The organism is Methanomicrobium antiquum (assembly GCF_029633915.1).
GTDB lineage: Archaea > Halobacteriota > Methanomicrobia > Methanomicrobiales > Methanomicrobiaceae > Methanomicrobium > Methanomicrobium antiquum.
On the sequence record NZ_CP091092.1, the window covers coordinates 2,426,848 to 2,438,126 of the forward strand.

The 11,279-nt window shown below is 36.8% G+C and carries 10 protein-coding genes; 5 read left to right on the forward strand and 5 right to left on the reverse strand.

The features are described 5' to 3' along the window. Nucleotides 1-67: 67 nt before the first annotated feature. Nucleotides 68-679, reverse strand: coding sequence for a YIP1 family protein (locus tag L1994_RS11850; protein ID WP_278099642.1), 612 nt, complete (start codon nt 677-679; stop codon nt 68-70). Between the two features lie 551 nt (nt 680-1,230). Between L1994_RS11850 and L1994_RS11855 the strand changes: the two genes are divergently transcribed. The 3 genes from L1994_RS11855 (at nt 1,231) to L1994_RS11865 (ending at nt 3,143) form a co-directional block, all read left to right on the forward strand. After that, a complete protein-coding gene (locus L1994_RS11855; protein WP_278099643.1) occupies nt 1,231-1,578 on the forward strand; it encodes a DUF5658 family protein in 348 nt (115 codons plus the stop codon). Nucleotides 1,579-1,782: 204 nt separating this feature from the next. Then, entirely contained in the window at nt 1,783-2,118 is a 336-nt protein-coding gene (locus L1994_RS11860) for a hypothetical protein (protein ID WP_278099644.1), read from the forward strand. 323 nt (nt 2,119-2,441) lie between these two features. Next, complete coding sequence (locus L1994_RS11865) at nt 2,442-3,143, forward strand: class I SAM-dependent methyltransferase (protein WP_278099645.1); 702 nt, start codon at nt 2,442-2,444, stop codon at nt 3,141-3,143. A 196-nt stretch (nt 3,144-3,339) separates the two neighbouring features. On the opposite strand, the gene L1994_RS11870 is transcribed toward L1994_RS11865, so the two are convergent. Together L1994_RS11870 and L1994_RS11875 are read right to left on the reverse strand one after the other, a co-directional pair. Then, nucleotides 3,340-4,365, reverse strand: a complete 1,026-nt coding sequence (locus L1994_RS11870; protein WP_278099646.1) for a mechanosensitive ion channel family protein — start codon at nt 4,363-4,365, stop codon at nt 3,340-3,342. A gap of 350 nt (nt 4,366-4,715) precedes the next feature. Beyond that, nucleotides 4,716-6,752 (reverse strand): sodium-translocating pyrophosphatase, encoded by a 2,037-nt coding sequence (locus tag L1994_RS11875; protein ID WP_278099647.1) that lies wholly within the window; start codon nt 6,750-6,752, stop codon nt 4,716-4,718. A 308-nt stretch (nt 6,753-7,060) separates the two neighbouring features. Here L1994_RS11875 and L1994_RS11880 point away from each other — a divergent pair, with 308 nt between their 5' ends. Then, nucleotides 7,061-7,699, forward strand: coding sequence for a hypothetical protein (locus L1994_RS11880; RefSeq protein ID WP_278099648.1), 639 nt, complete (start codon nt 7,061-7,063; stop codon nt 7,697-7,699). Nucleotides 7,700-7,890: 191 nt separating this feature from the next. On the opposite strand, the gene L1994_RS11885 is transcribed toward L1994_RS11880, so the two are convergent. Beyond that, nucleotides 7,891-9,471 (reverse strand): DNA-directed DNA polymerase II small subunit, encoded by a 1,581-nt coding sequence (locus L1994_RS11885; protein WP_278099649.1) that lies wholly within the window; start codon nt 9,469-9,471, stop codon nt 7,891-7,893. 145 nt (nt 9,472-9,616) lie between these two features. Between L1994_RS11885 and L1994_RS11890 the strand changes: the two genes are divergently transcribed. Then, nucleotides 9,617-10,570: a hypothetical protein gene (locus tag L1994_RS11890; RefSeq protein ID WP_278099650.1), complete on the forward strand. Its 954-nt coding sequence runs from the start codon at nt 9,617-9,619 to the stop codon at nt 10,568-10,570. An 86-nt stretch (nt 10,571-10,656) separates the two neighbouring features. Here L1994_RS11890 and L1994_RS11895 read toward each other — a convergent pair whose 3' ends face one another. After that, nucleotides 10,657-11,139 carry a peptidylprolyl isomerase gene (locus L1994_RS11895; RefSeq protein WP_278099651.1) on the reverse strand — a complete coding sequence of 161 codons (483 nt, stop codon included), beginning with the start codon at nt 11,137-11,139 and terminating at the stop codon, nt 10,657-10,659. Nucleotides 11,140-11,279: the final 140 nt, after the last annotated feature.

An 11,279-nucleotide genomic window follows, 5' to 3' on the forward strand; every position in this document is an offset into this window, starting at 1 on the left:
CTGACAGTTCAGATTAGTTAAAAAAGGTTGAGATAAAAAAAATTCTCAAAATTGCATAAATTTCTCTTCACTCATAAACCAGTGTTTTTTCAACAATAAACGCATCACTTGAGGAGACTACTGTTAAAAATGCGATAAGTGCAACACCTACCAGGACAATTAATATTATAAGTGGAATTAAAACTGCCAAAACCGCTCTTGCAGTTGATATTTCATGCAGTTCGCGGATTGCGAGCGCATTTAAGATATATGACCAGATAATTGCAATTATTCCAATAAAAGGTATCCATCCAAAAAGGGCAAGTGGTGTGCATGAATAGATTGACGCCTTAATAGTCTGTTCGATTCCTTTTCGGCCGCCTAAAATATATACAAATATGTGAAGGATTACTGATCCAAAAATTAGAGCAATAATTGATGCGATAAATCCGAATACAATTGAAACAACTCCTGTTATAACTGATGTTTCAGCGGCAAGCAATGCATCCATTCCCGGCATGAATAAAGTGAATATACTAAAAAACATCATGCTTACAATTCCGGATAAAACGCTGTATACCGCGATTATAACAAGGAAATACAAAAAGGCCGTTCCCAAAGTCTCATCGCGGCTGTTCTTAAAGGTCTCTACCGGATTTAAAATAATGTCTTTAAATTTTTGAAAAATGTCATTAGTCATTGCTGTATTATTCTTAATTTAAGTATTTGAATATATACGATGAATCAGGACCACATAATAAAAATTTTCATGAAACTGATAATTTGACAAAAAATGTTTGTATGAAACATAATTTCATGGACGTTTTCAAGGTAAATGTTTGCATGAAATCTCAGTTTCATAACCAAATTTTTTTACATCATAATATATTTGCTTTTAAAATATGCTATAAAACATTTGCATAATGAACGAATTTTTGTATAATCAAAAAATACAGTGTTTAAGCAAAAAGAATAACTCTTGTCTGAAATTAATGAGCGGGCATTTATTACAAATATTTAAATACTTCTATTTTCTCCCGTGTCGTTTTATCAGATTCTGATGTTTCTGACTGTTATAAAATTGGGTTAATTCAATTAAATTTTTCCAAAATCATATGATATTTTCTTTTTTTAATACTTATGGGATAAAACCCTGTTTTTTTTGCAGACCCTCTTTGCAGTAAAGCATACGCTTATATCTGATATGCATATTAGTCAGTCTCTGTTGAAATAATAAGGAGATGCAGCCCGATGACCACCAATATCATAAGAGCACAGATGAAAACTCTTCAAACAAAGGATCTTATAATACCTGCAGGTTTGGTAATTCTCTTATTCTTATTTGGTCTTGATATTGCAACAACTGAATTTATTCTTCAAAATGGCGGTTATGAGATGAATATTCTCATGCAGTCTGTTGTCAGCTCCGGCCTGTTTCATGTTTTTGTAAAACTCATTGTATTCTTAATTACAGGACTTATAGTCATATATTCAGATTCAAAAATAAAAAATTCCGGGACGATTACGTTATATCTGATAATTGGCTGGTATCTGATTGTTGCAGTACATAATCTGCATTCAATTACAGGATTCTTTTAAAATCAGCTAAAATATCTTTTAGAATCAGGCTAAAAAAGATTTTAAAAATATGAAGGCTATAAAAAACCTGATACTAAAAATCTGAAAAGTATTGAACAATTCCTGTATACAAAAAATCTGCAGATATTAATAATCTTAAAATTACAAATGTCTGTGAATTTCTGAATGTAATTTATTTATGATAAAAGCAATAAACTGTGTATTATGGAAGAAATGGAAGAAAAAAAAGGGCATTTTGAGAAAGGAAGATGGGTTTTGGATAGTGATGTTCAAAAAACTTCTGAAAAAGAGGAAAAGAATGAATCCTCAGAAGAACCGGGCCAAAAACAAAATCAAAGTTCGCAGGATGATTTCGAAAAGCTCATAGCAGATACTGAAAACTCAGTCAAAGCCGCGGTTGATAACATAATTAATCTTGGAAACAATCTTCTTGGAACAAAAGAGGGGCGTAAGGAGATAGAATCCAGAGCAAAAAGTGCAGGGAAAAATTTCTTAAAATCAATAGAAGAAGCAGTCTCAGACGCGAAAAAAAAGTTCTGAAATTTTAAATAACCAAAAAAACCTTTTTTTCATCAAAAAAACGTTCATGAAACCAATTTGCTATGAAAGTCGGGATTTCAGAAAGATTTTCATCTTTTTTTGCGTGATGAAAAACAAAATCATCATGCGGATTTTTCATGAAAACGTCCATGAAATTATATTTCATGCACGATTTCATGTAAGTTACGAAGTAACTTTCATGTAAAATAATGAGTTCATTATCATGGTAAATTAAAAACCCGATAATGATGATTCTTCCCAACCAAAAACCTGGGTAAAAACAGGAGAAAAGTTTAAGCAAAAAAAGGAAGTTTATCTTAATTATGTCAGGCGGGGATGAAAAAAGTCCAAAGGAAAAAGCAGAATCGATGGATAAAATCGCAAGGGAAATTTTTAAAGAAGCCTATCCAAAAATTGCCGACAAAATTATCAATACTACCAAAATCAAATCCGGGAAATGCATAGATGCCGGTTGCGGCCCCGGAATGCTTGGAATATCGCTTGGCAAAAAAACATCTCTTTTTATAGACCTTCTGGATATATCAGAAGATTCAGGAGAGATTTGTACAAAAAATCTGAAATCAGAAAATTTAACCGACAAATGCCGGTTTGTATTGGGCGATGTCATGCAGATGCCGTTTGAAGACAACTACGCGGATTTGGTTGTAAGCCGCGGCTCTATTTTCTTCTGGGAGAATTTGGGTAAAGCATTCTCTGAGATTCTGCGGGTCTTAAAGCCGGGGGGTGTCGCATTCATCGGCGGCGGTTTTGGAAGTGCAAAAATTGAAGAGGATATAGTAAAAAAAATGGCAAAAGAATATCCTGAGTGGAGAAAAAGTGAGAAGAAGGGTAAAAAAACGACAATAAAAAGAAGGCTTAAGATTGTAAAGGCTCTTTTGGAAGAAGAAATTCCCTATGAATCAATATGTGATGAGTCAGGTTTTTGGATAATTCTAAGGAAGAAAAACGAAATAATAATTGAAATTGTCAGAGAAAGAGAAGCAGGAACTGATTTTATTTTCTGAATTTTGCGAATATGAATGATAGCACTCAAAATAAGGATAATTAACAAATTAAGGATAATTATCAAATAAAATATTTTTTAGAACATTAAAAAAAGGGGAAAACCTTTTAAAATTCTATTAATCCCTATATTTTCCATAAATTTTCTTTCTATTGAATTTTCATCTTCTGTTCATTTTCATTATCATCTGTTATTATCTATTTTCTCATATGAACATCCATCTGCGGAAACGGAATTTCAATTCCCTCCTCTGCAAATCTTTTGTCAATCTCTGTATTGATAACATCTTTAATCTCCCAGGAAACATTGAATCTGCCTGCCCACATAATCATCATGAAATTTAAGCTCGAATCTCCGAATTCAAGGAAATAAATGCTTGGCTTTGGTTCAGGCAAAATATATTCATAATCCTTTGCCGCCTTATTTGCAATCTCATAAAGCATCTCCTTCACTTTTTTAATATCAGTTCCGTATGCAACAGATACCGGTATTCTTACCTTTAATTTCACATCCGGCATTGCATAGTTGGTAATGATTGTGTTTGAAATTTTTGAGTTTGGAATTGTCAGAAGCTGGTAGTCAAGAGTCTGAATACGTGTTGAACGAGGGCCAACCGCAACAACATCTCCCAAATTTCCGTCAATTGAAATTCTGTCGCCGATTTTAAACGGCTTGTCGATAATAATTAAAGCACCGCCGAAGAAATTGGAGATTAAATCCTGTGCCGCAAGTGCGACTGCAATACCTGCAACACCGCCGGCCGCAAGAAGTGGTGTGATATCAATTTCGAGATAACTAAGAATAAGCAGAAATGCTATAAACCAGATGACATATTTGGTGGAAATCTCTAAGATGTCAATTATTTTGTCATCCATTGTGCTATCGGTCTGCTCTGAAATCCACCTGCCGTAAAGACTGATGAAGCTTTGGGCAAATGTTGAAAAAACCCATGTTGCAAGAATTATTAATATGGTATTGAGGTATTTTCCCTCTAAAATCCATTCATATTTTGAAGGAATAGTAACGTAGCTTAGGGAGATAAATAAAACTCCAAGTAATATTGCAATAATTACTGGTTTTTTAAGCGAAAGAACAAGTATATCATCAATTTTGGACTCTGTTTTATCTGCTTTTATCTCAAGCCAGGAAAAAATCCTGTACACTGCATATGCTATGATTAAGCCTAAAATTATGACTGCCACTGCTGAAATCAAGTCGGTCATTTGTGTTTACATCTTTGTTTTTTAAGATATATATGATAATTTAAGAGAACAATATACCAAAAACCTGTAAATTTCTAAATAATAACTAAAGCTCAACAAAATAATTTTACAGGAAAGTTACTTTTAAACTTACAGAAAAGTGTTTTTTAATGAAATATAATTTAATGGACGTTTTACCATGAAAACCAAATTATGATTTGTTATGAAAGTCAAAAATTCCTGATAGACTTATCATCACTTTTTGTGTGATGAAAAAAGCTCATCATGCGGGTTTTACATGAAAGTTACTTCGTAACTTACATGAAAAATTAGTTTCATGAACGTTTTTTAAAAAAAGTGTTTAGTTAAATTTAAAGGATAAACAGCGGTGCAAATACAACAGCCACAATGCTCATGAGCTTTAAGAGGATGTTGATTGCAGGGCCTGATGTGTCTTTAAACGGGTCACCGACTGTGTCGCCTGTGACACCTGCCTTGTGTGCATCAGAGCCTTTTCCGCCGTAGTTTCCAAGTTCAATGTACTTCTTTGCATTGTCCCATGCACCACCGGCGTTTGCCATTGTGATTGCAAGCATGAAACCTGAAACAAGTGAACCTGCTAATAATCCTCCAAGAGCTCCTGCACCGAGGATTTTTCCAACAATAAGAGGTGCTGCAATAGCAAGAACGCCTGGAGCAATCATCTCTTTTAATGCAGAGTGTGTAGAAATTGCAATACACTTTTCATAGTCAGGATCAGCTGTTCCTTCCATTAAGCCGGTGATTTCCTTAAACTGCCTTCTAACCTCAATTACAATCTCATATGCTGCACGTCCGACAGCCATCATTGTCATTGATGAGAAGAGGAAAGGAAGCATTGCACCGATTAAAAGACCGATGAAAACGCCAGCATCCATAACATCGATGAACTCCAGGCCTACTGCAATACCGTATGATGCAAATAATGCCAGAGCAGTCAGTGCCGCAGAACCGATTGCAAAACCCTTTCCGATAGCGGCGGTTGTGTTTCCAACAGCATCAAGCGTATCGGTGATTTTTCTGACCTCGGGCTTTTGGTGGCTCATCTCTGCAATACCGCCTGCATTGTCTGCAACAGGGCCGTATGCATCAACAGCTAAGGATATACCAAGTGTTGCAAGCATTCCGACAGCGGAGATTGCGATACCATAGAGTCCGGCAAGCTGGAATGCGATGTAGATTGCAACTCCAATTACCAAAACAGACCATACAGTTGATTCCATTCCCTTTGCAAACCCTGTAATGATGTTTGTTGCCGCACCTGTCTCACAGGATTTTGCAATTGTAAGAGTTGGTTTTCTCTCGTATGATGTGTAATACTCTGTTATCTGGCCGATAATAAATCCGGCAATAAGGCCTGCAATTGTTGCAAGGAATACTCCAAATCCAAAGCTTCCAAGAAGAATGTCAGTAACAAAGTATGTAGCAACAACAACAAGGATTAGTGCAACAATAAGACCTAAGTTAAAGGCCATGTGAATTGCAGATGATTCTGTCTTTTTTGTGCGAACGAAAAATGATCCAACGATTGATGCAACAATTCCAAGTGCTGCAATTACCATTGGTACCATAACTGCATTCAATACAGGAACGCCCGGGAATGTGAGTGCTGCTGTTGATGCTGCAAGAAGCATTGTAGCAATAATTGATCCTACGTATGATTCGTAAAGATCAGCGCCCATTCCTGCGATATCACCAACATTGTCGCCGACATTGTCTGCGATAACTGCCGGGTTTCTTGGGTCATCCTCAGGGATTCCTGCCTCAACCTTTCCTACAAGGTCTGCACCGACATCAGCGGCTTTGGTAAATATACCTCCACCGACACGTGCAAAGAGTGCTATAGATGATGCACCAAGTGAGAAACCTGCAAGAGTGTTTACAATAACTGTCATATCAGAGCCTGCAAGGACATTTGTAAGTCCAAGGAAAGCAATTGAAAGACCAAACAGACCAAGACCGACAACACTCATACCCATGACTGTTCCGGATGCAAAAGAGACCTTAAATGCCTGTGCAATGCCGTGTGTTGCGGCATGTGCTGTGCGTCCGTTTGCACTTGTTGCTGTAAACATTCCTATGTATCCTGCTGTTGCGGAAAGAACTGCACCGAGGACAAAACATCCTGCGGTTAAGACTCCGTTCTGTGGCAGAAGAATTGCAATTACAATTGCAAGCACCACTACAAACACAGCGATGGCACGGTACTGCCTGTTAAGGTAGACCATTGCACCGGTGTGTATTGCCGCGGTGATCTTTTTTATGACCTCTGAGCCCTCATCTTCTTTTCTGACCTTCATAAATGAAAATCCTGCGAAAAGAAGACCTATAAGGGCACATACAGGTGCCAGATAGACCAACATCTCCATAATTTTTTTCAACCATCCCTTGGGAAATCTTTTAGAAGAGATACCCCAAAGTATCAATTTGCCTATAATTATTAGCTTCTAGAATAAAAAAAAACCGCTTTTAATCGACGTGATGTTATTTTCATTTCAACAATCAACGAAAGGAAAACCCGAAGAAATATTCATATAAAATTTCGAAGAAAATCCTTAGAAAATCCAAAAAACAATACCTATGAAAGTATCTGGAAAATCTGCAGGAAAATATATTTATAATCCAAAAAAACCAAAAGTCAGGTATTATATATTCTCAATAAAAACAAAAAAAATGTATGATTACTGAAAAAAATGCACTTTTTATTTTCGTAATGCTTTTCATTACAGCAGTTTTTGTATCAGGGTGCGTTTCGGGGGGATTTTCAGAGGATGATGTGGAAAAATCCAAAAATTCCGGTATAGATGAAGAGATAAATTCAGAAGAATCTAAAGAATTATATTCAGATGCAGATTCAGATGAAAATTTTGTTGAAGAACAAATTAGTGACTCTGCATCGTCAGGGAATGGAAATAATATAGATTCTGCAGAAAAAGAAGGTGACTTAAATTCAGACCTGAATCCTAATTCAAACCCTGAGTTTTATCATCCATTGTGGGTTGCAGGAACGGTTGCATCCGATACTGATAAAAAATCATTTTGTCTTATAACAAAAATGGACTTTAATGCATCAGAATATTACATTTTAAATCTGATGTCTCCTCCCGCCGGCGGATATTATGTCTACAAAGACAGCAGTTTTGAAGGGATGGGAAAAAAGTACCCTGCAGAAGATATTGATGAGAAATATTCAAACTTTATTGGAACAGCACTCAGCATTCCTGTTTATGCAAAGGGAAGTTCGACAAGCATCGTTGCATTTCTTGAAAATGACACAACTGAGTCGATGTACATGAACAAAAATCTGATTGAATAAATCTGTCAGGCACATAATAATCAGACAGATAACAAACAAAATCACCAAAACATAAATGCAATAAAGATTGAGCAAATTCATCTTAAAAAGTAAAAATGGCAAAAATTAATTAAAATTTAGAGAAAAAATAACTTCTCTTTTTTAGAGTCAAATTTTTTGTTGCTGACTCCTGTAAATATATACGGATTCATTTAAGACTCATTTACAATATCCACAAATTCGCCGTTGAAGTCATAAAGCTGGCATTCAAGCGTTTGCAAATCTACCATATATGCCCTTGCAGGTGTCGGCTGAATATTCATCTGCTTTTGAAATGAAGTCTGTGACTGCCACGTGCCTGTATTGATGCACAAAACGCCCCTGTACTTTAGCTGACCGCAGATATGAACATGGCCTGTATGAAGAATCTCCGGAATTGGATCAATGACTAATTTGTCTTCCTTTGCCGCATTTATAGGGGTTCTCATCCCGTATGTACAGGCTAGATGACGTCTTTTAAGCATCTCCAGCATCATCTCTTCAGGATGCGTGTATGAGGCACCCGGAATCATTGATATCAGATCGTCAAATGATCTTCCATGATACATCAAAACGCGGACACCCTGAAGATTTACCATCGCAGGGTTTTCAACAAGAATGACGTTTTTTGGGAAATGCTGTGTAAATGCATCGGGAAGACCCGGCTGAGGTTCTGATCCTCTTATTGCATCGTGGTTTCCGGGAGATATGATAATACTCATGTCTTTTGGAAGTTTTTCAAGCATTTTTGCAAATATTTCATATTGCGCATAGATATTTGGAACAGTCAGCTCTTTATCCTGATCAGGATAAATGCCGATTCCGTCAACCAAATCTCCGGCTATCAAAAGATACTGCGCACCGCAGTTACAAAGCCAGTCTGTAAATTTATCCCATTCTTTTTGAAGAAAAGTATCACTTCCAACATGAACATCTGATATAAAAACCGCTTTTCCCGGAGTTTCACTCTTGTATGGGGCGTTATTGAGGGGAATGTCAGGTCTGTGAAGTGTGTCTGCAAAAATAATTGTGCCTTCATTTGAAAGCGAGCCTTTAACCATCACGACTTCGTCAGGAATCAGCTTTTCAGCCTCTGAGAATACTTCAGCACGCTTTTTTTCACGCTCTAAATCTTTGTTTGCATAATTAGAGTTTCCATTTTGCGGATTGTAGAAGAGCACATTTATTGTATCTGTTGGATCTTCTAAAACTGCAATCCTGTGTCCTTTTGCAGTGTTTCTGACCTCTGATATCATTCCTATTATAGTTACAGTCTGCTGTCTGTAACGTGTTGTCTGTGTAAGGGCTGAAATCGGCATAGGCTCGCCTCTTCCGCGTAGCATTTTAGAGAGCTTGTCGTATCTGTCCCTGAAATAGTAGATAAAATCAGTATATTCTGCGCCTCTTTTTTGCTCTTCGGGAGTTCCATAAATAATTTCGATGTTTGCCGGAGATAAAAAGCGTGTTCCGTCAGTCTCTTTTGTAACACCTTCATCAGTGGTATCGGGAATATTCACAGGCTGTTGAGTAACCGGTTTTAGACGCGGAATTGCAGGCTCAAAATACCTGTCTTTCCATCCGGGAATATGCTGGGGGAGTGCAACAGGTGCGTTTTTTGGAACATTTTTGATTATCTGTTCTATTAAAAGAGACGGATTGTCTGATTCCCTGATTTTTAAGACCACATCAAAGTGTACCTGAAGATCAGCCTCAAGAAATTTTTCGACAATCTCGATTCCCTTTTCATCCAACATTATTGCAGTTATGTTTGTATTGAGTTGTAAAAAATAGTTGTCAATATAAAATCCTTTAAAAAATCCTCTTCTGTCCGCCTCAAATTTTTACCTTTTGTTTAATACCTTTGCCTGACATATAATTTTTAAAAAAGGTGGCAGCAGAATGGCATTTGAAGAGACAATAATATTTTACTCACCCGCTGATGCAGATATTTTTTCAAAAAAACTCCGTGATGAGGGATGCAGGACAAAGACAAGGGTTGTTCAGTCTCTTGTCAAAGAGACAATCTGCAAAGCACAGATAAAAGATCTCCGGGATTTTTTCATAGAGGAGTCTGAAGATTTTAAGGATGACGAAAGTGAAATGACATCATTAATACAGGATACCTATAACAGCGTGATATCCGAGCTTGAATCAATGGAAGGGAGCATCAAGGAATTCCTGGATTTAAGAGAAGAAGGTGAGTGCATTTCTGATGACCCTGAAGTCGCCCGTTTTCTGGAAATGTTAAAAGAAGAAGGCGGTGCTGCAAAGCTTGGAGAACTTGCAATGCAGGGTGATGAATTTGCATCACGTATGATGAGAATTATTCCGGCTCTTGAGGAGAACGGGATGATTGAGAACCAGGATGAGAAGAAATATCTCAAAAAGACAAAGGATGCAAATGAGATTGTAACATCTATGCCGTCTGATATACTTCTTGAAGGCTCTTCACAGGAGAGCAGGAAGAAATACAATATTAAAACAGTTGTAAATGTAATGTCAGGCTCTGAGTATCACATAACCACACCTCCTGAGTTTGCATTTAAAACTGATCTGAATGAACTTGACAGTTTTGTTGATGGCTTAATTTTTGAGGAGGAGTCATACATACGGCTGAAAGAGAATATATTTTTAAAGACTCTTATTGCCGAGAGAATAATGGACTTTTTAAAGGCGAAAGAGAAAGCGGCGGCAGAAGAGATTACAGAAGAGATTAAGGATGTAAGAATTTCACTTCAGGAAACCGGAGATGAATTCGCATTTGATCTTGAGAGTGACTATATTGCAGATATCCTTTTGGATATGAAAAAGCTCAATATTATTAAAGGAAAAGGGAACCGCTTCAGAATATAAACGGGATTTAATCCCGTTTCTTTTTTTAAATCATTGCTTGATATTTATATTCTGATTTTTGGTTATTTTGGTCTTAAGATTTTTATTCAGATTACAGTCGCTTTTATTATCTTTACTTCTGCTTTTGGTTTGTCTGAGAAGTCTGTTGGAAGCATAGCGATTTTGTCAACGACATCCATTCCTTCTGATACCTCTCCAAAGACCGGATGTTTGTAAGGAGTTGATGTGTTATCCCAGTCAAGATATGAGTTGTCGCCTAAGTTTATGAAAAACTGGCTTCCGCCGGTGTCTGGCTGTCCTGTGTTTGCCATCGCAATTGTTCCGCGGACATTGGAGTGCCCCTTTACAAACTCATCTTTGATATTGTAGCCCGGCCCGCCTGTACCGGTTCCCTGCGGACATCCTGCCTGAACCATAAAACCATTTATTACCCTGTGAAATATGATTCCGTCATAGAAACCTTCTGATACAAGTTTTTCAAAGTTGCCTGCTGTTACAGGCATGTCGCTGTATAAGTCAATTGTTATGTCGCCGATATTTGTCTGCAGTTTTACTTTTTTTCCTGTCATGGTTAAAACTCCGGTCTTATATTGGGTTTGTTACATGAAAATTACTTTGTAATTTACATGAAACAGTTAGCATGAAAAAATTTATCATGAACGTTTTTAATTAAAAAAATTGTTCTCTTCCGGGTGCTTATATTTCTCTT